The sequence below is a fragment of the Pseudomonas sp. CFSAN084952 genome (assembly GCF_009648855.1).
GTDB lineage: Bacteria > Pseudomonadota > Gammaproteobacteria > Pseudomonadales > Pseudomonadaceae > Aquipseudomonas > Aquipseudomonas paracarnis.
Window position 1 is genome coordinate 2,598,546 of sequence record NZ_CP045767.1, and the last position, 22,634, is coordinate 2,621,179.

General features: G+C 57.9%; 19 protein-coding genes. 10 read left to right on the forward strand and 9 right to left on the reverse strand.

The genetic code is table 11. From position 1 onward, the window contains the following. Positions 1-12: 12 nt before the first annotated feature. Genes GH769_RS11645 through GH769_RS11665 form a run of 5 tightly spaced genes read right to left on the reverse strand, consistent with a single transcriptional unit; the run spans position 13 to position 4,418 of the window. Positions 13-774 (reverse strand): ABC transporter permease, encoded by a 762-nt coding sequence (locus GH769_RS11645; protein WP_032902405.1) that lies wholly within the window; start codon positions 772-774, stop codon positions 13-15. Beyond that, positions 771-1,970 (reverse strand): ABC transporter substrate-binding protein, encoded by a 1,200-nt coding sequence (locus GH769_RS11650; protein WP_019817131.1) that lies wholly within the window; start codon positions 1,968-1,970, stop codon positions 771-773. The genes GH769_RS11645 and GH769_RS11650 overlap by 4 nt, the downstream gene beginning before the upstream one ends. Beyond that, the gene (locus GH769_RS11655) at positions 1,957-2,760 is read right to left on the reverse strand and encodes an ABC transporter ATP-binding protein (protein WP_014718595.1); all 804 of its coding nucleotides are present in this window, start codon (positions 2,758-2,760) and stop codon (positions 1,957-1,959) included. Before GH769_RS11655 ends, GH769_RS11650 begins: the two co-directional genes overlap by 14 nt. Next, entirely contained in the window at positions 2,757-3,818 is a 1,062-nt protein-coding gene (locus tag GH769_RS11660) for an acyl-CoA dehydrogenase family protein (RefSeq protein WP_153649765.1), read from the reverse strand. The genes GH769_RS11655 and GH769_RS11660 overlap by 4 nt, the downstream gene beginning before the upstream one ends. 39 nt (positions 3,819-3,857) lie before the next feature. Beyond that, positions 3,858-4,418 (reverse strand): carboxymuconolactone decarboxylase family protein, encoded by a 561-nt coding sequence (locus tag GH769_RS11665; RefSeq protein WP_032902407.1) that lies wholly within the window; start codon positions 4,416-4,418, stop codon positions 3,858-3,860. 103 nt (positions 4,419-4,521) lie between these two features. Between GH769_RS11665 and GH769_RS11670 the strand changes: the two genes are divergently transcribed. After that, a complete protein-coding gene (locus tag GH769_RS11670) occupies positions 4,522-5,427 on the forward strand; it encodes an AraC family transcriptional regulator (protein WP_032902408.1) in 906 nt (301 codons plus the stop codon). On the opposite strand, the gene GH769_RS11675 is transcribed toward GH769_RS11670, so the two are convergent. Then, positions 5,424-6,335 (reverse strand): LysR family transcriptional regulator, encoded by a 912-nt coding sequence (locus GH769_RS11675; RefSeq protein ID WP_058409930.1) that lies wholly within the window; start codon positions 6,333-6,335, stop codon positions 5,424-5,426. The genes GH769_RS11670 and GH769_RS11675 overlap by 4 nt on opposite strands. A gap of 116 nt (positions 6,336-6,451) precedes the next feature. Here GH769_RS11675 and GH769_RS11680 point away from each other — a divergent pair, with 116 nt between their 5' ends. The 5 genes from GH769_RS11680 (at position 6,452) to GH769_RS11700 (ending at position 12,172) form a co-directional block, all read left to right on the forward strand. Continuing rightward, the gene (locus GH769_RS11680) at positions 6,452-7,447 is read left to right on the forward strand and encodes an aldo/keto reductase (RefSeq protein ID WP_032902410.1); all 996 of its coding nucleotides are present in this window, start codon (positions 6,452-6,454) and stop codon (positions 7,445-7,447) included. Positions 7,448-7,580: 133 nt separating this feature from the next. After that, positions 7,581-8,039 (forward strand): SRPBCC family protein, encoded by a 459-nt coding sequence (locus GH769_RS11685; protein ID WP_032902411.1) that lies wholly within the window; start codon positions 7,581-7,583, stop codon positions 8,037-8,039. 93 nt (positions 8,040-8,132) lie between these two features. Continuing rightward, positions 8,133-8,579 (forward strand): DUF411 domain-containing protein, encoded by a 447-nt coding sequence (locus GH769_RS11690; RefSeq protein WP_032902412.1) that lies wholly within the window; start codon positions 8,133-8,135, stop codon positions 8,577-8,579. Between the two features lie 3 nt (positions 8,580-8,582). Continuing rightward, positions 8,583-9,023 carry a YqaA family protein gene (locus tag GH769_RS11695; RefSeq protein ID WP_032902413.1) on the forward strand — a complete coding sequence of 147 codons (441 nt, stop codon included), beginning with the start codon at positions 8,583-8,585 and terminating at the stop codon, positions 9,021-9,023. A 122-nt stretch (positions 9,024-9,145) separates the two neighbouring features. Further along, a complete protein-coding gene (locus GH769_RS11700) occupies positions 9,146-12,172 on the forward strand; it encodes a hypothetical protein (RefSeq protein WP_050587224.1) in 3,027 nt (1,008 codons plus the stop codon). Between the two features lie 96 nt (positions 12,173-12,268). On the opposite strand, the gene GH769_RS11705 is transcribed toward GH769_RS11700, so the two are convergent. The 3 genes from GH769_RS11705 to GH769_RS11715 all read right to left on the reverse strand — a co-directional run bounded on the left by GH769_RS11705 (position 12,269) and on the right by GH769_RS11715 (position 18,392). Beyond that, the gene (locus GH769_RS11705) at positions 12,269-14,173 is read right to left on the reverse strand and encodes a hypothetical protein (protein WP_050587225.1); all 1,905 of its coding nucleotides are present in this window, start codon (positions 14,171-14,173) and stop codon (positions 12,269-12,271) included. 144 nt (positions 14,174-14,317) lie between these two features. Next, on the reverse strand, positions 14,318-16,294 hold the full coding sequence (locus GH769_RS11710; protein WP_032902414.1) for a hypothetical protein: 1,977 nt from the start codon (positions 16,292-16,294) through the stop codon (positions 14,318-14,320). A 109-nt stretch (positions 16,295-16,403) separates the two neighbouring features. Then, on the reverse strand, positions 16,404-18,392 hold the full coding sequence (locus GH769_RS11715; protein WP_032902415.1) for a hypothetical protein: 1,989 nt from the start codon (positions 18,390-18,392) through the stop codon (positions 16,404-16,406). A gap of 195 nt (positions 18,393-18,587) precedes the next feature. Between GH769_RS11715 and GH769_RS11720 the strand changes: the two genes are divergently transcribed. The 4 genes from GH769_RS11720 (at position 18,588) to glgA (ending at position 22,608) form a co-directional block, all read left to right on the forward strand. Then, complete coding sequence (locus GH769_RS11720) at positions 18,588-19,592, forward strand: alpha/beta fold hydrolase (protein WP_372242392.1); 1,005 nt, start codon at positions 18,588-18,590, stop codon at positions 19,590-19,592. A 25-nt stretch (positions 19,593-19,617) separates the two neighbouring features. Next, a complete protein-coding gene (locus GH769_RS11725; RefSeq protein WP_032902416.1) occupies positions 19,618-20,571 on the forward strand; it encodes a D-2-hydroxyacid dehydrogenase family protein in 954 nt (317 codons plus the stop codon). 49 nt (positions 20,572-20,620) lie between these two features. Continuing rightward, positions 20,621-20,797, forward strand: a complete 177-nt coding sequence (locus GH769_RS11730) for a hypothetical protein (protein ID WP_153649766.1) — start codon at positions 20,621-20,623, stop codon at positions 20,795-20,797. 254 nt (positions 20,798-21,051) lie between these two features. Next, entirely contained in the window at positions 21,052-22,608 is a 1,557-nt protein-coding gene (glgA, locus tag GH769_RS11735; RefSeq protein WP_081036816.1) for a glycogen synthase GlgA, read from the forward strand. The last annotated feature ends 26 nt before the right edge of the window (positions 22,609-22,634 follow it).

The window sequence follows — 22,634 nt, forward strand, 5'->3', positions numbered from 1 at the left end:
CGTTCGAGCCCATCAGCCGCCATGCACCCACCGTTGGTGCAACCAACGCGCTAACGCATCCAGCGCAAACCCCAGCACCCCAATCACCACCACCATCGCCATCAACTCCGAATACGCCAGGCGATCACGCGTATCGAGGATGTAATACCCCAGTCCCGCACTGACCCCAAGCATTTCGCAGGGCACCAGTACGATCCACAGGATGCCGATGGCCAGGCGCACGCCGGTCAGCACATGGCCGACGACGCCAGGAATGATCACCCGACGCAATGTCTCCCAACGCGTCGCGCTCAAGCTCTTGCTCAACTGCAACCAGCGCGGGTCGAGCTGACGCACGCCCGCTGCGGTGTTGAGCATGATCGGCCAGACAGCGGCAAAGGCCAGAAGGAAGTAGATAGGCTGATCGCCCACGCCCATCAGCATCACCACGATCGGCATCCAGGACAGTGGTGAAATCATCCGCAGAAACTGGAACGCCGGCGTGGTCGCCGCCTCTAGGTTACGCGAACTGCCCACCAGCAACCCGAGGGGTACGCCTACCAACAACGCGATAAACAGCCCGACGAAAATACGCTTCAGGCTCACGGCGATATGCAGGTACAACTCACCCCGCCCGAGCAATTCCCACAAGCTGCTGGCGGTGGCCTCCAGGGAAAAGCGCGCCGATAGGCCATCAGCCTCGCCGAACACGTTCACGCCCAGCCACCACAGCACCAACAAACCCGCCAAGCCAATCAGCCCCAGCCACCAGCCGGGGATTCTGCTGTTGTTCAAACGCCGATCTCCTCGTGCCGCTCATAACCATCCGGCAAACCGAAGGTCTGCATGCCACCCACGGCTTCGATCGCGTTGCGCACGAAGCGGTCGTCCACCAGGTCCTTGGCCACGAAGGCAGGGTCCAGGCCTGCGAGAAACTTCTTGTCGCCTTCGATCAAGGTGTCCTTCAAGCGCCGCACCAGTTCTTCGGTGTAGCTGGGGAACGGGTACGGTTGGAAGTCGATGCGGTGCTCGTCCCAGTTGGCGTGCTGGATCGCGCCGTCGGCCACGTAGGAGGCGCGGTCGCTGGCCGCCGGCGCCAGGACTTTGCTCAACACCGGCTCGGCATGGGGCGTGTAACGGTTCGGGCCATCCTTGGACAGCAGCTTCACTGCCTCTTCACGGTTGTCGCGGGTCCACACCTGGGCCTTGACGATGGCGTTCACCACCTTCTGCGACCACTCCGGACGGTTGGCCAGGTCGTGCTCGTGCATGAACACCACGCAGCAGGCATGGTTTCGCCACACGTCACCCGTGAAGCGTTGCACGCGACCGACCTTGAGGTTTTCTGCCAAGGCATTGAACGGCTCGGCGACGATGTAGCCGTCGATGCGTTTGCTCGCCAAAGCCGGAGGCATGTCCGAGGGCGGCAACACGATCAGGTTGACCTCATTGGCAGCAATCGAACTGCCGGTGGCGCGGGTGACCGGCGTGAGGCCGTTATCGCGGAACAGTTGCTGCACCACCACGTTATGGATCGAGTACCAGAACGGAATCGCCACCGACTTACCGCCCAGTTGCTTCACGTCGGTAATGCCAGGGGATACGGTCAAGCCCGAACCGCCCACATGGTTCCATGCCACGACTTTGGCCGGGACCTTACTGGCGTAGCGCGCCCATACGGTCATTGGCGACAGCAGGTGTATCACGTTGACCTGGCCGGAGATAAACGCCTCGATCACCTGGGCCCAGCTACGCAACAACACCGGGCGCTCGGCCTTGATGCCTTCGGCTTCGAACAGGCCGTTGTTGTGGGCAACCAGCAGTGGCGTGGCGTCAGTGATGGGCAAGTAGCCGATGCGGACCGGCGCGTCGGGCTCATTGGCGGCGCGCGCCTGCAGGCTGCTCAACAGGGGCAAGGCGCCCGCGGCACTGAGCACGGCAGAGAGCTTGAGAAAGTCACGGCGCGAGTGGGTCAGGTCATCCAGACACATGGGTAAACTCCTGTTGTTCAAGGGGGTTGGGTTGAGGGCGGCTCGCCTGCCGTAAGGTTTTCAAAATCTCGATACGCAGCGCGCCAATGGCCTCGACCTGCTCTTCCCGAGGGTGCGGCAGGTCGATAGCCCACTCGCCCAACGTCCGCGCCGGGCGGTTACCCAGTAGCAGGATGCGGTCCGACAGCAACAGCGCTTCGTCGATGTCGTGGGTGATCAATACGGCCGCCGAGCCTTGCTCACGATTGACCTTGAGCAACAGGTGCTGCATATCGGCGCGAGTCACTTCATCGAGCGCGCCGAAGGGCTCGTCGAGCAGTAACACTTGTGGCTGACGCGCCAGGCAGCGGGCCAGTGCCGTGCGCTGTGCCATGCCACCGGACAATTGCGCCGGAAACTGCTGACGCGCAGGCTCCAGCCCCACCGCTGCAATGGCGTGGTCAACACGACGGCGGCGTTCTTCACCACTCAAGTGCGGTTGGCGAGCGAAATCCAGGCCGAAGGCAACGTTTTTTTCCAGGGTCAGCCAAGGCAACAGGCTCGGGTCTTGAAAAGCCACCACCACGCGCGGATGCGGGCCGCTCAACGGCTCGCCCAATACTTGCACGCGGCCAGCCTGAGGTGCCTGCAAGCCGGCTAGCACGCGCAGCAGGCTGGATTTGCCCACGCCGCTCGGGCCCAGAATCGACACCACTTCACCCGGTTGCAAGTGCAAGTCGAAGCCTTGCAACACCGGCCCGCTGCCATACCCCAGGCAAATGCCCTGGGCCGTCAATACCGCCTGGCTCATAGATTGGCCTGGCGGTGTAGCTCGGTACGCAGTTGCACCAGGCTGGGCGTTACGATCGGTACAAAGGCCGACTCGCGCCAGCGCCGGGCAAAGCCGCTGCCGTGGGCGGTCAGGTAGGCCTTGCCACCGCTGGCTTGCAGTTCAAGCTGCACAGCGCTGGCGGCGGTTTCGGCCAGCGCGATACGCAGCTTGAACAGCGGTATCGGCTCGGCGGTAAAGCGCCCGGCCAACAGCCCGCTTTTAAGCTCGTTGACCAGATGATCCAGGGTCACGCGCAGGGCTTCCAACTCGTCGCGCAACACGGTGCGACTGGCGCCCAAATGGTGGGCTACTTCAGCCAGGGAACGCCGCGCCAAACCAATCGACATGCCGCACTGCAAGCCTAGAAACGCCGGGCGTACCGCCTGTAAAAACTTGCGCGCATCCTCGTGCAGCAACCATTCGCGACTCAGCTCCACGCCTTCCAGGCCAAGCGCTGCGGTGTTGCTCGATTGCAGCCCGAGCAGCTCCAGGTCGCGGGAGCGCTGCAACCCGGCCACCGAATCCGGAATCGCCAGGATAAATGGCGCGCCGCCCCCTGCATGCTCGATGGCCGCCGCAGCGACAAAGCCATTCTTGCGCAAGTTGGTCACCCAGTGCAGGCGACCGTTGAGGGTCCAACCGTGGTCGTTGGGCTCGGCGCTGATCTGCAACGACTCGATACCCGACAGAAACTTCATCGCATTCGACAGCCCGGTGGCCCCAGCCAACTTGCCGCTGAGCAGGTCAGGCATCAGTTGCTCGCGCAGACGCTGATTGGGACTCTGCAGCAAGTACTCGATAAACGAGCGCTGGCCCCAGCACACAAACGCCGCCGCCAGGGAATGGCTGGCTACATTGGCGATGGCCTCGACCGCACCCGCCACGTCACCGCCCAGGCCGCCCAACTGGGTGGGTACACCGATTTTCAGAATATTGGCTTCTGCCAGCCGCGGCAGCACTTCCTGTGGATCGCAACTGCCCACGTCCAGGGCCTGCGCTTGAACATCGAGCCAACGGCTCAAGATTGGGTCAAGCATTCATGTTTCTCCTTTTACAGCGGGTGGGCCAACGCCAAATCAGTTGGCCGGTTTTTCCCAACGGTATTGCGCCAGCTCCGGGTTCAGCGGGGTACGGGCAAACACGTTGGCGAAGTTGCACAGGGTTGCCAGGCTGACCCCCAGGATGACTTCCAGCGCGTGGCCGTCGGTGTAGCCGGCGGCGCGGAACGCCTCAAAGCCCGCGTCACTCACATCCCCACGGGTGGCGATCACCTCACGCGTAAAGGCGGCGAGTGTCTCATAGCGTGCGTCAGGCAACTCACCCCGGCGGCGCAAGGCCTCGATCACCTCCTCGGGCAGCTTCGCTTTGTTGCGGGCAACCGCGGTGTGGCCAGCGACACAGAAATCACAACCGTGGCTGGTGGCGGCAATCAATTGCACCACTTCACGGTCGGCCAGGCTCAGTTCTGCCTTGGCATTCAAGCCGGAGACGGTGATGTAGGTTTCCAGCGCGGCCGGTGCGTTGGCCAGTACGCCCAGCAGGTTAGGAATAAAACCCGAGGCTTTGAGCGCGTTTTCCAGGAAGGGTTTGGCGGCTTCCGGTGCGGTTTCAGGCGTGAGCAACGGTACACGGGACATGAAGTGGACTCCTGTTGGGTTTCAATGCCCCAGTCTGTTGGTTCTAAAAAAAGCGCTCAATAGGCTAAAGTAGCGATTACTTGCTCTTGAGTCTTTCCATTAGATGAATTCGTCCGATGTACTTGTCGATTGGTTATTAGATAGCCTCGAACTCAACACCAGTTTGTTTCACGTCGGCCGTTATTGCGGTGACTGGCACGCGAGCACCCACGGCCTGGCACAGGCGAGCTTCCATTTGATTGTGCAAGGCGAATGCTGGCTGCATATCGACGGCGATCCAATGCCCCACCACCTGAATAATGGTGACGCGGTGTTTCTGCTGCGTGACTTTGCTTTTCGCCTGTCCGGCCAAGCCACGGCAGCCGGTGCCCAGGAGTGCCCACGCCGTGCGATGCTGCCCCTCGACAGCACGGCCACCGACGGGGTGGGATTAGTCTGCGGTTTCTTTCACTTTCAATCCGGCTTGTCGACACTGATCGTCGACACCCTGCCCAGCTGGATCATCCTGCGCGCCGGCGACCCGTCGCTGACGGCCGCACGCAGCCTGTTCGAGTTGATCCTGCACGAATGCGCACGCACGCCAGCGCCCTCTTCCGCGCTGCTGGAGCGCCTGTGCCACCTGCTGTTCCTGTATGTATTGCGCCAGCAAGTACTCGACAACACCGAGCTTGGCGGCTTGGCGGCGCTGGGCCGGGCACCGGCGTTTGCGCATTTGCTGGAACAATTGATCGCCCGCCCGGCCGAGCCCTGGAGCCTGGAAAGCATGGCGGCCTGTACCGGGTTGTCGCGCTCGGCGTTTTTCAAGCGCTTCAGCGAATTGTGCGGGCAGTCACCCGGGCAAGTACTGCTGATGATCCGCATGCGCCACGCCTGTGGGTTGCTCAAGGCGGACCGGACCGTGGCCGAGGTTTCGCTGGCAGCCGGGTATCAATCGGTGGCGGCGTTTACCCGAGCCTTTCATAAAGTTACCGGGCAACAGCCTGGCGCTTATCGCAGGGCGCAAGCCTAGCCTTGTAAACCGGTGCCGGGCCGGGCGCACAACTGCACCAGCCAATCGACGAACACCCGCACCCGCTGCGACAATTGCCGATGGGGCGGGTACAACGCAGTCAGCGCCATCTTCGGCACGGCCACATCAGGGAGCACCTGCACCAGGGTGCCCTCGGCCAGTTGGCGCAGGGCGTGATAACGAGGTGCCTGGATCAGCCCGTAGCCGGCTTCGCACGCAGCGAAGTAACCCGCGGAGCTGTTCACGGCAACCACTTTCGGCAGGTTGATCGGATGCAACTCGCTGCCCAGCAGAAATTCCAGGCCAAACCGTTTACCGCTGGCACGGGAAACATACTCGACCATTTGGTGACCCGCCAACTGCTCCAGGCAGGTGGGCGTGCCCATGCGTTCAAGGTACGCGGGGCTGGCCAGCGTCAGTTGTTCCATCATCGCCAAGGGCCGCGCCACCAGCGATTCGTCCAAGGCCGGACCGCCCCGCAACACACAATCGACGCCTTCGCGAATCAAATCCACTGGCCGATCATTGAGGCCGATCTCCAACTCGATCTGTGGGTACAACGCAGTAAACGTTGGCAAAGCCGGAATGACAATCAAGCTCCCAATGCCTGAGGGCATATCAATGCTCAAGATGCCCCGAGGGTTCTGGCGCCGCGTGGAGAACACCGCCTCGGTTTCCTCAAGATCGGTCAGCAACTGCACGCAACGTTGATAGTACGCCGCGCCATCCAGGGTCGGGCTGACGTGGCGCGTGGTGCGCTGCAGCAGTTGCACGCCGAGATGGGCCTCCAGTTGCTTGATCAGAATTGTTACGGAGGCGCGTGGCAATTGCAGGCTGTCGGCGGCCTTGGCAAACCCGCCCAACTCGACAATCCGAGTGAACACGCGCATGGCGTTAAAACGATCCAAGAGAATGCTCCTGTGGGAGATTGTTTAGATATTACGAACAGTGATAGCACTTTTAACGGGTTTATCTGCATTTTTTCAAGGGTAACAATGGGCCCCTCATCACCAGGAGCTTCCCTATGCACACTCGACAACTCGGTAAAAACGGCCCGCATGTGTCTGCCATTGGCCTTGGCTGCATGGGCATGACCGATTTCTACACGCCCGGCAGCGATACCACCGAAGCCACCGCAACCTTGCACCGCGCCCTGGAGCTGGGCGTCAACTTTCTCGATACCGCGGACATGTACGGCCCGCACACCAATGAGCAACTGATCGGCAAGGCTATTGCCGGCAAGCGCGACCAGGTGTTCCTGGCCAGTAAATTCGGGATTGTGCGCGACCCTGCCAACCCCGTAGTGCGCGGGGTGAATGGCCGGCCCGACTATATCCGCAACGCCATCGACGGCACCTTGCAACGCCTGGGGGTGGATACGCTGGACCTGTACTACCAGCACCGTATCGACCCCGACGTGGCCATCGAAGAAACCGTGGGTGCCATGGCCGACCTGATAAAACAAGGCAAGGTGCGCTACCTGGGCCTGAGCGAGGCGTCTGCCGCTACTCTGGAACGGGCGCATAAGGTCCATCCCATCAGCGCCCTGCAAAGTGAATATTCGCTATGGAGCCGCGACCAGCAAGACAATGGCTGCCTCGCGGCCTGCCAGCGCCTGGGCATCGCGTTTGTGCCGTACAGCCCACTGGGCCGAGGCTTTCTCACCGGCGCGTTGAAGAGCCCGGATGATTTCGGCGCCGATGATTACCGACGCTTCAGCCCGCGCTTTCAGGGTGAGAACTTTGCGAAAAACCTGCGGCTGGTAGAACAGGTCAAGACGCTGGCGGCAGACAAAGGTGTGACGGCCGGGCAACTGGCGCTGGCCTGGGTATTGGCTCAAGGCGATTACATCATCCCGATTCCCGGCACCAAGCGGCGCACCTATCTGCAAGAGAATGTGGAGGCGCTGTCGATTTCTCTCAGCGCGGACGAACTGGCTGCGCTGGATGCAATCTTCCCTGCCGATGCAACCGCAGGCCTGCGTTACCCCAAGGAAGTGCTGGCCATGCTGGATATCTAGTGCCTGCTGGGAACTCTTGTCCGGGCCGTTCTCAGCGGGATTGACGAACGGCCTGCCGACGCCCGTGCAAAGCGCGGGCGTCAGACTATCCTCACAGCTCCTAGTGTAAAAACCGCCACACAGGAGGTGTGTCATGCACGCGACTGAGCATTCGGTCCGCTTGGAGCAGATCAGTCAGGAACGCTTCATCCACACGCCGATCGAGGCGGTTTATGACTATGTGACCCAGCCCGACCGCTGGCACGAGTGGCACCCCACCTCCCTTAGCGCCGACACCGGCACCACCGGTTCATTGCCGATCGGCACGCGCTTTACCGAAATCATCGACCTGCTGGGCATACGCGTCCCCATGAGTTACCGCGTACAAATCGCCCGCCGCCCCAGCGAGTTCAAAACCGTGTTCACCTCCTTGCCGGTTGATGGTTCCATTCATTACTACTTGCGCGCTCATCAGGGCGGCACGCTGTTCAAGCGGGTGCTGACTTATGAAACCGAACTGCAACTGGCGTCTTTGCACGAGCGCATGGTCGCGTTGTCGGCGATTGCGTTGGACCGGCTCAAGCAGCGACTGGAAAACCAGCGCTTCGTATAATTTAGAAACATTACAACGGCGTCACATTGCAAACATACCCGCAAAAGCAGGGAGAATGCCCGGCTTATCGCCGCGCCTTCAGTGAGACCCACGATGAAAACCCCATTGCGACTGGCCCTGCTCAGTGCCTTGTTCACCACTACCTTGGCCCAGGCCGCCGAGTTGATCCCCATCGACGTCCACCGCGACGCCAACTGCGGCTGCTGCAAAAAGTGGATCAGCCACTTGGAGAGCAACGGTTTCAAGGTCAACGACCACGTTGAAGCCGACATGAGCGCGGTGAAACAGCGTCTGGGCGTCGCGCCACGGCTTGGCTCCTGCCACACCGCGGTCATCGACGGCAAATTCGTCGAAGGCCACGTACCCGCCGAGCAGGTCCTGGCCTTGCGCAAACGCGACGACCTGCTGGGCCTTGCCGCACCGGGTATGCCCTTAGGCTCACCAGGCATGGAAGTGGACGGACGCAGCGAGGCCTATCAAATCATTGGCCTGACCCGAGACGGCAACGATGTGGTGGTAGCGGACTACCCGGCTCACTGACCGGTGTTGATGGGTTACCTGGGGCTGTTCGTCGCGGCATTTGGCGCCGCGACGTTATTGCCCCTGCAATCGGAAGCCGTGTTGGTGGGCCTGCTGCTCAGCGGGCATTACAACCTATGGCTGCTGCTGGGCATCGCGACTTTGGGTAACGTGCTGGGCTCGCTGGTCAATTGGCTGCTGGGGCGCTCGGTGGAACGCTTCAAGGAACGGCGCTGGTTCCCGGTCAGCACCAGGCAGCTGGACAAGGCTCGCAGCCATTACGCGCGCTGGGGGCATTGGACGTTGTTGCTCAGCTGGGTGCCGATCATTGGTGACCCGCTGACGTTGGTGGCTGGTGTGATGCGTGAGCCGTTGTGGCGTTTTTTGCTGTTGGTCAGCGTGGCCAAGAGTGCGCGGTATGCCGCGCTGACTGTACTCACCCTGCTCCACCTCTCTGCTCAATAATGACCACTTGTCGCCACTGTCAATCCTGACAGCTAGACATCCGCTGCTGCCCAGCGCCTCATCACTCTTGCCCATGCGCCCGCGATTACTAGGTGCGTCTCTTAGTGCAAGGAGTGTTGACCATGCCGACTGATCCCATTATCCCACCTGATAAAAGCCCTCAATCCCTTCCGACAGGGCAAAGGGTTCATGTTGACTTAGATGAGCCTTATTCAAGGTTTTCTAAAGTGGACATGACTCCTTTTCCTGACGAACGCTATGATTACGGACTAGGTATCCGCCAAGTAGTGCCTCATCTCACCATGCTGTTCGAGCGCTGGGCGACACTCAATCAGTTTGATGAATACCAGCTGTACACGGACAGGGATACGCTTCCGCTCGCCCGTGATTCAGTTATTTCGACCACAGAGGCTCGTTACCCGCTGCATGTACCTGAACACAATGTTCCTAGAGGCGAAGTCTTTATCAAAGGACGTGTCGTGCGTGTAGGCCCTGGCACCCCCAGCGATTCACCCGGGCAATTTATTTACGTCAAGACCACTCGCCCGGGCGGGGTCAGTAAAGACCCAGAACCGGGATTGCCCGGATGGCATGATGGGCTGACCATGGAGGTGGAGGGTTTTGCAGAAGGTGAGCCTATTAAGCCTGCTGATATCACCAATGGATTGTGGTGTGTCATACACCCGTATCTCCATATGCGCAGGAATGATCTTATCGATCTGCAGTGGGACGGTATCGAAGTTAAGCAGCGGTTGACCCAAGCCGACGTCGACGCCGGGGAAGTCAAAGTACATGTTCCGAAGGATATTATTACTCAGGGTAGCCTAAAAGGATCAATTACCATCAGGTACCGAGTGATCGACTTTGTGGAGAATATTTCTGGTGGTGAAAAATATCAGTTTTCCAAGCCGTACCAACTTATCAGTGAACTAGATCCCAACTTACGTAGCGCACCCGAGTTCCTCATAAATGGAACTGCGGCACCACAGGTAGATTTTGATAGAGATCACGCCTCGCAGTTCAGTGTGAAAGCACGCCCCGATGTGATCCCCCCTCCCATTCCGGCCCCCCGTCACCTCGTCACCGTTACCTTGAGGGCGACCCTGGCGGATGGCACGACGAAATCCTTCGTATTAGATAGCGTAGAAGACCAAAACATCGGCGAGACCATCACGTCGGTTCCCGCTGAAATCATCTTTGAAATTGTAGGAGGATCGTTCAACGCATCTTACGAATGGCGTGACAGCGCCGGCAATACACTCGGGCAATCAGCCAGCATCATGATCGTGGTGGTGGGCACGCCGGTAAGGATGCCGCCGCTCACCATCGAACCGATTGAGTTGGGGTTGATTGACCCTGATCATTACTGCGTAGCCCACATCCCCCACGACTACATTCCGTATGCGTTCGATTTATGGGAAACCTTAGTCATAGAGGAAGTCGTGGCCGGCGGTGGTGGCGCTTACTACGAGCAGGGCGAGTTGGCGGGCGAACCGGGTGGCACGCGATTGATCTCCCAAGCGGTACTACAAAGGTTCAGGGGGCGCAGCAATGTCGTTGCTTATTACCTGGTCGACGATGGCAAGGCAAAAAAACCGCCTGGCCTTGGCGTACTCACCGTTCGAAAATCCGTGGAGCTGGGCATCCAGGTCGGTGCACGCAACCCTACAATGCCGGTGGCACGGCTAGAGGGCAGCATTGGCAATAACATCAACCCAGAACATGTGATAGGGCCAACGGTACGGGTGATATTTACTTATACGGGCACCCAAGACAAAGACGTCCTTCACTACACCATACTGGGTTCCAAACCTGACGCCTCGCTCCATGGCACGATCAACATTAATACAGGCACAGAGGGCAAAGAACTGCCATTAGCGGTGCCGCGAGATATCGTTGACCGTAATAACGGCGGTACCCTGACTATCACCTACAGCCTGCTGCGCAAGGCCCCCCCCGAGCAAGTGCTACGCTCCGAGGTACTCAAGCTTACTGTGGGCGCTGGAATCAATTTGGGGCGTCCTGTTATTCGAGGCGCCTCTGTTTTCCCTGACCAACTGAACCCTCTGGCAGCGTTGGGCGGCACCCAGGTGATCATAAGATTCCCAATGCGCGACAACGAGGATATTTTTCTGGATTGGCTGACCGCTGACGGCACCGGCAGCACCACTGTAGCGGTCAAGGGTAACGCGACGACCCAGGAAGTTGAGGCGCCGATACCGGAGCGCATCATCGCCGAGGGAATCCGCGAGGCCAATCATCGAATAAGCGTGCAGTACCGTTTCTTGCGCGACGCAATTCCTTATGAGTCCGAGATCGTACCCCTGGATCTGCTGACGCTCACCGGATTGCCCAATACCTATATCGAAGGTATCGGCGATGTGCCTGAACTCCAGCTCTCTCGGTTGACTGCCGGGGCGCGTACCATAACGCCCACTTGGCATTTTATTCATCCTGTTTGCATCGTCTGGCAAGACTTTTATGGCACCGACACGAATGGCCTTCCATTTCACACAAGCACCTATACCGGTGAACCTTTAGGTGAAGATGGCGCGTTAATCGGCTTGAACCGCCGCGCACCGGTAGAGCAATTACGTTTGCTGATGGACGGCTCGCCCCTCACGATTCAAGGTTGGGTGGCGTTGAGCGGTGTCCCCGACATCACCAGGGCCATACCGCTTCCCACTAAAACCTATACCGTACGAGCGACCTATTTCAGTGATTTGACGAATTTCTTCAATTACGACCGCAATGGCTGGGAAAACATTCTCAACGCAAGAGGTGAGCTTGCGGTGGAAGGGGCTGAAAACATTTGTTGGCGTACCAGCAAAACTGCAGGTGAAACCGTGCAACCAGGTCTACAAAAAACCTACCTTGATCTGAAGGTAAACACGCGCTATGAGGTTAGTTTCTATTGCAAGGTTTCCGGCACGACTTCTATGACTACTGCACGCCTTGAGTTGGGAGCGATGAGCGCGACCAGGTCGGTGGAGCCGAATCGAAACTGGGCAAAGGTCAGCCATGTGTTCACTACACCCGCTGCTCCGCCCGTGCAAAATCTCACTGCCCGCCTTTCACTCTCAGTCGGGACCGCTGCTACGTTTATGGTGGATCAAATTGTCGTTCAGGAAACTTCCCTGGTGACATGAATACATGCGATGAGTAAATGAGAGGGGATGTTGAGAGGCAGTCGCACAGTGGCTGCCTCTTCTTTGGGTGTAAGCCGGTTGAACCCTTCCGGATGACTAATCGTTGCTTTCGGCTGATGGGTCGAAGTATTGGTTATCCACATTGCCACCCCATAACACATAGGTACCATCGGTGCGTCGCGCGGCAAATGAAGGGTCGTTATGAACGGGCCTTGGCGGTGGAGGGTTTCCAACATAAGGGAATCGTTTTATCGAGTACAATTCAACGACATTGCTGCGCACATAATCAGCCAACTCGGGAGGAATTTCACCCGCATCCTCCATCCTTAGAGTGGCGCCCCATACAGACACGGCCCCTTCCGTTCCCCCCTGGGTGGTAATCACCCCATAGGCCCCGTTGGTGCAATAAACATCCCGTATGAGGCTGGCCATTAACGTTTGCCGCAGCGCAGCACTCATTTCGCCGCCAGACGTATGAAGGCCATGCAAAACAATCGCATTGGTCCTGCCGTCATCGTGGCGACTGAGTAAGAAAAAACTGTGATCATTGGCATATAAGCTGAGATGACCATCCACAATAATGGCTCTGGACGACACGTTTTTGTGTTGTCTCTGCGGCTCCTTGTTTGTGCCAGGCCGGGGCGGGTCACCTGGGACTGCATTAGCGCCGTTAAAGGCCGCCTCAAACTGCACTTTTACCTGAGGTGGTATCGGATCGCCCCCGAATCCGATGGCCCCCCACGCCTCGGCCTGACCCGATTGGTTAGCGATCACAAATGCCCAACGGTTGGCCGTGCAAAGAATGATATTGCCACGCAAGGCCAAGTTGGCCGCACCGTCAGACATGTTCCCGCCTTCACCCACTCTCCCCCAACTGACAGCAATGCGACGCCCTCGGGTGATGGCGCAGAAGGCTGTCGTTGCCGCGATCACCGATTCGATCCCGCCGTCATTGAGGATCTGACGCAATTGTTCAACGGGAATGGTGCCGCCGCCCGTCGTATGTCCCCATACAGCAAAATCGCCATCAGCGGTTATGGCACAGAAGGAAATAGCTGTCGCTACAATCCGGGTAATAAACATCGAGTTGAGCTGGTCCCGAACGGCGGGTGGTATCGTGCCGCCTTTGTTCGGATCACCCCACGCATACACACGGCCGTTCTGGGTTCGCACAGCAAAGGCGTCATCTGCCGCGTAAATAGCCAAGGGTGGGTCAAAGAGCAATGCTTGATGAATAGCATTGGGGATCGTGGCAATGGGATTATTTACTGGACCAATTGCGGCAATACGGTTGGCCCCGGCAGCGGGGTTACTATAAATAACAGCGAAGCCACTTCGGGTGCTGTAAACAGAGCGAATGCCCTGCAAGGGTGGCAACGTGGCGGGAACATCGCCCCCCCAACACAACAACTGGTTAGTACTTCCCAGCGGCACCAGCGCCGCGAAACTGCGTTCGGACGAGAACAACCGAACGGCCTTGTTATTTTTCAAAAAACTGATTATTTCGGGTGGAACCGGTAAGCCCCATCCATTTTGCCCTTTTAGATGAACATCGCCGCTGGAGGGGTCAAGCAATGCAAAAACGCCGCCCGTGGAAACAAACAACCTGTCAGTGGGTTCGGGCACGTGAAATGAAAAATTACCGCGCTGTTTTAGATAACATGCTTCGTTTTCTTCATCAGAAATATTTTGAAAATCCGAATTTATTGGATAAAGCGGGGATTTAGCCTCTTCACCCAGCGCGCCGTCAGACGATACGGGAACCACCGAAAACTGTAGAAATTTCCCACCGTCCGCTGCTCTCAACTTTATGTCCAATTGCCCTTCGTCCGTCAGGCGTTCACCATTGATATACCAATAGAATTTAGACAATCCTTCTGGGCTACCCCCATTGCTGTTGTAAAGATAAAAACCATGTACGGTTGCGCCGACAAAAACATCCCCCACCACTTGAACATGAGTGGCCTCCGGGATCACAAGTTTAGCCTTGATTTTTTTCATAGCGTTCTCCAAGCACTTCATAGGGCGTAGTTGGATGTAACAATGAGAGGGTGCTTCGAATGCAAATCTTCGTTACAAAGACCAAGGTCGCTTGCAAATAACCCGCGCAAGCGCGGGTTATAAGGTTCATCCAAGCGGCTGTTTTTACGTATCGTGCTCCCGAGGGTCGTAATGTTGGTTTTTTACATTGCCGCCCCATAACACATAAGTGTCATCGGTGCGTCGCGCAGCAAACGAGGGATCGATGTGCACAGGTCTTGGTGGTGGCGGTGGAGGCGGTGGTGGAGGTGGCGGCCGAGGTGGAGGATCGGGCTGCTTCACATAGGGAAAACGCTTGATGGAATATAGCTCCACTACGTCACTGCGAACATGCTCGGCCAGTTCAGGCGGTATTTCTCCGGCATCCTCCATCGCCAGCGTAGCACCCCAGACTGAAACGGCCCCGACTGTGCCCCCCTGAGTGGTAATCACACCGTACGCCCCGTTGGTGCAGTACACGTCGCGGATCAAACTGGCCATCAATGTTTGCCGAAGTCCCTGGCTCATGACGGCCCCATGGCTAGGGTAGCCGTGCAGCACGATCGCATGAGTTCTTCCATCGTCGTGACGACTCAACAGAAAGAAACTGACATCGTTGGCATACACGCTGATATTGCCTTCCAGCACAATGGCGCGGGACGAAACGTTAGGGTGGTGCCTCGGCTTTTGCCCTTTGATAGGCGAGCGCTCTGGCTCCCCCGGCACGGCGAGAAGGTCCGTGGGCGATACGTTAGGATCCGCGCTGATCCTGAAGGCCTTCTCTATTTCCCGTTTCACGTTGTTGGGCAGTGGAGCACCACCATAAAGCGCTGCGCCCCACGACTCCGCCTGGCCTGAAGCATTGGCCATCAAGAAAGCCCAACGATTGGCCCTGCAAAGAATGATATTCCCACGAACAGCCAAGTCTGCCGCACCGGCCGACATGGTTCCGCCCTGGCCGGCTGCCCCCCAACTGTAGGCCCGACGAGGGTTTCGAGTGATGGCACAAAATGCGTTCTCGGCGGCAATCAGCGATTCAATGCCGCCCTCCTCAATAATTTTACCGTACTGGACAACTGGGATGACGCCACCACCACCGGGGTTCCCCCACGCTACGCAATCACCATTCTTGTCATCAATGGCGCAGAACGACATCGCCGTTGCCACAATCCGGGTGACAAACATTGCGTTGAGTCGTCTCCTGACGTCATCGGGGATGATGCCGCCGTTGTGAGGATGCCCCCAAGCGTAAACCTTACCGCCACTGGTTCGCACGGCAAATGCATCATCTGTCGCATAAATGGCCTCGGGTTGATCCCATACCAGCGCTGATTGAATCTCATCGGGCACAGTGGAAACGGGCCTGCCCACCGGGCCGATGGCAGCGATTCGGTTACTGGCACCCTGAGGGTTGCTATAAATGATCGCGAATGCACTTCTTGTACTGTAGACCGACCGTACGCCTTGCAGCGGCGGAAGGGTTGGTGGAATGGTGGGCCCCCACATCAACAACTGGTTGGTACCGCCCAATGGAATGAGCGCTGCGAAACTCACCTCTGAAGAAAACAACTTGATTGCCTTGTTGTTTTTCAGAAAGTTCACAATCTCCGGTGGCACCGGCAAACCCCAGCCTGTCTGACCTTCCAGATGAACGTCACCCGTAGTAGGCTCGAGCAGCGCAAACACCCCGCCCGTAGAAACGAACAGCCGATCCGCAGGCTCCGGAACGTGAAAGGAAAAGTTGCCGCGCTGCTTCAGGAAACACCACTCATTTTCATCGTCCGATATATTCTGAAAGCCTGAGATAACTTTATAGGTTTCAGAAAAACGCTCAATACCTCGCGTACCGTCAGACGCAACAGGAATGACCGAAAACTGCAAATACTTACCGCCATCCGCGGCTCTTAGTTTCAAGTCCACCTGGCCTTCTTTTTCAAGTCGTTCGCCGTTGAGATGCCAATAAAACTCAGACAATCCCTCTGGGCTGCCACCGGCGTTACTGTAGATATAAAACCCTCGCACGGTAGCGCTGACATGCACATCACCCAAAATCAGAACCTGGGTTGCTTCCGGCACAGTGTCGGTAGATTCAGTTATTTTCATAATACCCTCCAACTAGGCAGGTTAGGCACGTTGAGAGTCTTAAGGCCTGACCCCGTTTGCGCCTACCATTACAGACTCCAACCAGGAGTCTCTTTCAGTCCTTTTGGATTTACGGTTTTGTGGGATCAATATGTTCATTCGGAATAAGCAATGTGCCTCCCCAATTGACCCATGTGTCATTGCCAAGCCTTGCAGAGAAGGCGCCTTGCCGACCAATATTTGGGTTATAGGGGGGCATCTGTTGGATGGAATAGAGTTCTTTAATCTGCGCTCGCAAATGCGGTTGAAGCAGATCAGGTATCTGCCCTGCTTCCTGCTGAGCATTATTGGCGCCGAACGCGACGACGGCCCCGGTGACCCCTCCCTGATTGGTGATCATTGCGTAGGCACCGTTCGTGCAATACACATCGGTGATTTGACTGGCCATCAACACTTGACGGGTCGCCGAAGGCATCGCCCCGCCATACCCTGCATGGCCCCACGTAATCAAATCAATCGTTACACCACCATTGCCCTTGCTCGACAGGAAAAAACTCGAGTCATTCGAGCTCAACGTGACATCGCCCAACTGAGTCACAAGATGGGTCAGACTGACGCGCTGCTTGCCGATGCTATGGCAGACACAGGCGGTGTCAGACGTGTGCGACCGCTGTGGATTTACATTGGCCACCTGCAATTTTTCGAACACCGCCCGCACACGCTCCTTCGCACCGCTGGCTTCAAGCACTTCGCCCGCATCTACGACTGCGAACGACTCCTCTGAGTCCGCGGTGCCCTCGGCAGTGGGCGTGTTTCCGCCCATGCCATTGACGCCCCAGGCCGCAATACCGCCGCCATCGTTAACAATGCAAAACGCATATGCCGTACTTGCACACATCACGATATAGCCGCGGGCGGCCAGTATCCGGGCCTCTTCGCTCATTACCCCACCATAGGGGCCGCCCCAACTCAACGCGGTTGCGCGTCGCTTGGTAATCACGACAAAAGAGTCACGATTGGCAACCACATGTTGTGCCCCCTCACCATCCAGAATTTTTTCCAAGTCAGCCGCGGAGATTGCGCCACCGCTGTTGGCCGGCCCCCAAGTTACAACGGTGCTAACGGTAGGATCACCAATGCGTACCGCACCGATCGCGCAAAAAGCGCCTGCTGTGGAAACAATTCGGGTGACGTTTATCTGATCCAACTCTTTTCGCTTGTTCTGATCGAAGGTACCTCCCGCTGCTGGGCTCCCCCACGCGTAAACCCGCCCGCTTTCGGTGAGAACCGCGAAGGCCGCCGCAGTACTGTAGATAGCCTTGGGTTGATCAAAGAACAAAAACTTTTGTATATCGTCAGGTACGCCTCCGCCGTTGGCAACGCTTCCGAACGCACCAATCCTGTTTTTACCCGGCGGCGGATTATCATAAATCCAGGCAATTGCCGACTCATTGCAATACACGTATTTAATATTGCTCAAATCCAAATCATGGGGGATAGGCCCGATATTCTGTCCCCACAGGAGCAATTGGTTTGCGGTGCCGACCACCGGCACCAACGCAGCAAAGTCCTTTGCGGTTGAAAACATCCGAGTGGCAGGATTATTGTTCAGGTACTGAGCTATTTCTGCTGGCGGGATACCACCAGAATCGTTGCGTCCCTTCACGAAGATACTTTGCGTGGTACCACTCATCCACGCGAATGCGCCCGAAGTGGAGTTTACGATTCGATCATTGGGTTCGTTTCGATACAAGGAAAAGGCACCGTACTGCTTAATGAAACTACTATTGCTTTCCTCTTCCGAAATATTTTGATAGCCACTGACGATGGTTTTAACTTGCGAATACACTTCATTACCGCTAACCCCTGAAGCGGAGACAGGCGTGACTGCAAATCGGACTTGTTGCCCAATCATACCTTGCGTAATAGTGAGGTCGAGATTTTTCGTAAGAGGCCCCGGGGCTTCGCCCACATACCAGCGGTACAGTGACCGCCCTTCTTCCGCTTCGCCTCCTGTCGCATTGTATTTATAACTTCCGCGTACCGTGCCTCCGGGCATATTTTCGCCAATAATAGTGACATGGGTTGCGATGGGAACCGAAAAAGTAGTTTTGCTCATGATCTTCTCCTCCAACGTTGCTTGACCCCACTAGTTGGCGCGTGTTGACATAACCCGTCTACTGTCAGAAGTAACAGGTAAGTGAACCTTCCGTCCGATTTCGGTGACACACTGCCAAGCGCCGCGCACCGCTGATTAATCAAACGTTAATGCAGCAGACTCACCCTCTTCTTTTTATCTTTGGAGAAGCCCATCGTGAATTTGCACACAGTTTCTCTCACTGGCCTGCTACTCGTTGGCACAGCGCCGGCATTCGCCGAATCCCCCGCCTATGGTCCTGAACTCCAAGGCTTCCAATACCCCCACCCCCTCCAACACTTCGCCTTCCAATCCCAAGGCAAATCCCTGCAAATGGGCTACATGGACGTCCCCGCCACCGGTACTCCAAACGGTCGCAGCGTGGTGCTGATGCACGGCAAGAACTTCTGCGGCGCCACCTGGGAAGGTTCGATCAAGGCGCTGAGTGACGCCGGTTACCGCGTCATCGCCCCAGACCAGATCGGCTTTTGCACCTCCAGCAAGCCCGACCACTACCAGTACAGCTTCCAGCAACTGGCGACCAACACCCATCAACTGCTGGAAAAGCTCGGCATTCAAAAGGCCACGGTGATCGGCCATTCCACCGGCGGCATGCTCGCCACACGCTATGCGCTGATGTACCCCCAGCAAACCGAACAGTTGGGGCTGGTGAACCCCATTGGGCTGGAAGACTGGAAAGCCCTCGGCGTGCCTTACCAGAGCGTCGACCAGTGGTACCAGCGCGAGCTGAAACTGAGCGCCGACGGTGTACGCAACTATGAGCGAAACACCTATTACGTGGGGCGCTGGAAACCTGAATACGAGCGCTGGGTAGACATGCTCGCCGGCTTGAACAAAGGCCCGGGGCATCTTCAGGTTGCCTGGAACTCGGCGTTGATTTACGACATGATCTTCACCCAACCGGTGTACTACGAGTTCAAGGACTTGCAGGTGCCCACCCTGCTGCTGATCGGCACCAGCGACACCACCGCTATCGGCAAAGATGTGGCGCCGGCGGCGGTCAAGGCCAAAATTGGTCATTACGAGGTACTGGGCAAGCAGGTGGCCAAGCTGATTCCCCGCGCCACGTTGGTGGAGTTCCCCGGCCTGGGCCATGCGCCCCAGATGGAAGAGCCGGAACAGTTTCATAAAGCCCTGTTGCAGGGGTTGAACGCCCTCTAATTCAACCTTTTCGAGGCCCGCGTGTATGTCGATACAGATCGCAGTGTTGGATGACTGGCAAAACGTGGCCAGCGACGTGGTGGATTGGTCGACGCTGGGCAGCGTAGGCAAGGTGCATTTTCTCAACGACTACCCCGCCGATACCGCCACCATGATCGAGCGCTTGAAAGGGTTCGAGGTGATTTGCCTCATGCGCGAACGCTCAACCTTTGACAAAGCCCTGCTGCAAGGGCTGCCCAAGCTCAAATTGCTGGTGACCGGCGGCATGCGCAATGCCGCCATCGACCTTCCCGCAGCCAAGGCCCTGGGCATCCAGGTGTGCGGCACCGACAGCTATAAACACGCCGCACCGGAACTGACCTGGGCCTTGATCATGGCCTCTACACGCAACCTGCTCGCCGAAGCCAACTCACTGCGTGCGGGCGGATGGCAGGTCGGTCTGGGCGGCGATCTGCATGGCAAGACCTTGGGCATTCTGGGGCTGGGCAGCATTGGCCAGAAAGTCGCAAAGTTCGCCCAGGTCTTTGGTATGCGGGTGATTGCCTGGAGTGAAAACCTCACACCGGAGCGTGCGGCTGAATCGGGGGTGACCTGGGTCAGCAAGCGCGAGCTGTTTGAGCAGGCGGATATTCTGACCATCCACCTGGTGCTCAGCGAGCGCAGCCGTGGCCTGGTGGATGCGCAAGCCTTGGGCTGGATGAAACCCACCGCGCGGCTGGTGAACACCGCACGCGGGCCGATTGTGGATGAGCAGGCGCTGGTGCAAGCGTTACGCAGCGGTCGTCTGGCCGGGGCGGCGCTGGATGTATATGCCCAGGAACCGCTGCCGGCTGACCATCCGTTTCGCCACTTGCCCAATGTACTGGCGACGCCACACGTGGGGTATGTGAGCGAGCAGAATTACCGGCAGTTCTATCAGCAGATGATCGAAGATATCCAAGCCTGGGCCAAGGGTGTGCCCATTCGCGGGCTCACCTGACGCACCACTTTAGTGCGTTATTTGACCCTGTCTTTTGGTAGGAGCGAGCTTGCTCGCGAAAAACGCCAACGATAACGCGGTCATTCTGGTTTTACTCGGCGGCCTTTGGTTTTTCGCGAACAAGCTCGCTCCTACAGAGGCAGGGCGGTATATCGATAAAAGTTTTTTGTCCTACAAAATCGGCTTGAAAACCCAGCAGGCGCTGGGATCTGTCCTAGACTCATGACCGATGGGTCCGTTCCAAAACAAAAACCCCGCAAAAAATCTAAACTTTCGAAACCTGCCGCTGGTCAAGTTTTAGGTAAGGGCGAGCACGCGCGCTTCAGGCCGAATGCCCGCTCATCCAATCTTTTTAAGCCGACGTTGCAACTGGCATACGCCTTGCCAGCTTGTATAGCGCTTGTGTGCCTGGCCGCAGGATGCGGTCACTCGGAGCCGATGGCAGCGGGCCATTAGCCAACCAACAGATGGGAGTGCATTATGATCAGTGCCGCAGTAGATACTCAGGGAGAGCGTTTTAGTCAGCCGGCAGGAGGGCCAAAGTCTTTGGCCGACCTGCCCAACACTGTGCGGCCGGTCGTGAGTCAGAATCCGAATCGAAAGAAAGTCTTGTTTGTCACCTCCGAGTTCGCGGACTTGGTGAAAACCGGTGGCCTGGGCGACGTCTCCGCTGCCCTGCCCCGCGCCATGGCTCACCTGCATGATGTGCGAGTACTCATTCCGGGTTACCCGCAAGTGATGGAAAGCGACAACCCGATTCATATCGTCGGTGAACTGGGCGGCCACGCTGCGTTGCCACCGTGCAAGATCGGGCGCATGGACCTCAAGGACGGCCTGGTCATCTACGTGCTGATCTGCCCCGAACTGTATGAGCGTGAAGGCACGCCCTACGGCGCCAACAATGGTCGCGACTGGCCAGACAACCATATCCGCTTCGCCCGTCTGGGCCTGGCCGCCGCCGACATGGCCGCCAACCTCGCGCAAATCCACTGGTGCCCGGACCTGGTGCATGCCCATGACTGGCCTGCGGGCCTGGCTCCGGCGTACATGCACTGGCGTGGGTCGCGCACGCCAACCCTGTTCACCATTCATAACCTGGCCTACCAGGGCGTGGTCAGCCTGGCCTCGACGCCAGAGCTGGGCATTCCGCCCCATGCCCTGCAACAAGAAGGCATGGAGTTCTACGGCAAGATGTCGTTTCTCAAGGCGGGCATGGCGTATTCCAGCCATATCACCACCGTGAGCGCCACCTACGCCCAGGAGATCACCACCCCGGAATTCGGTTGCGGCCTGGATGGATTCCTCGCCAGCAAGACCCAGCAAGGTCTGCTCAGCGGCATTCCCAACGGTATCGACGAAAGCTGGGAGACGTCCACCGACACGCATCTGATCCACAACTTCAATATCGGCGACTGGGAAGGTAAGGCTATCAACGCCGCCCATGTGCGCGAGTTGTTTGGGCTGCAGCCATCCAGTGGCCCGCTGTTCGCTGTGGTCTCGCGCCTGGTCTACCAGAAAGGCCTGGACCTGACCGAAGCCGTCGCCAGTTTCATCGTCGAAAACGGCGGCCAGATTGCGATCATCGGCCGTGGCGAGCCGGAAGAAGAACAGGCCATGCGCGAATTGGCACTGCGCTTCCCGGGCCAGGTGGGGGTACGTATCGGCTTCAACGAGACCGATGCGCGCCGCATGTTCGCCGGCAGCGATTTCCTGCTGATGCCGTCACGCTATGAACCCTGCGGCCTGAGCCAGATGTATGCGCAGCGCTTCGGCTCGTTGCCGGTGGCGCGTAACACCGGCGGGCTGGCGGACACCATTGAGGATGGCGTCACCGGCTTCCTGTTCAATGAATCCACCGTGCAAAGCTACGAAGAGGCGCTGCGCCGCGCCTTCAAGGTGTTCGCCTTCCCCGGTCTGCTCAACGCCATGCGCAGCCGTGCCATGACCCAGCCGTTCAACTGGTGCCAGGCCGTGGAACCCTACGCCGAGCTCTATGAACGACTGGTGGCCAAGGCATTGGGAAAATCGAACAAGTAACGACTGGAACAACTAAGGGAGGTCTT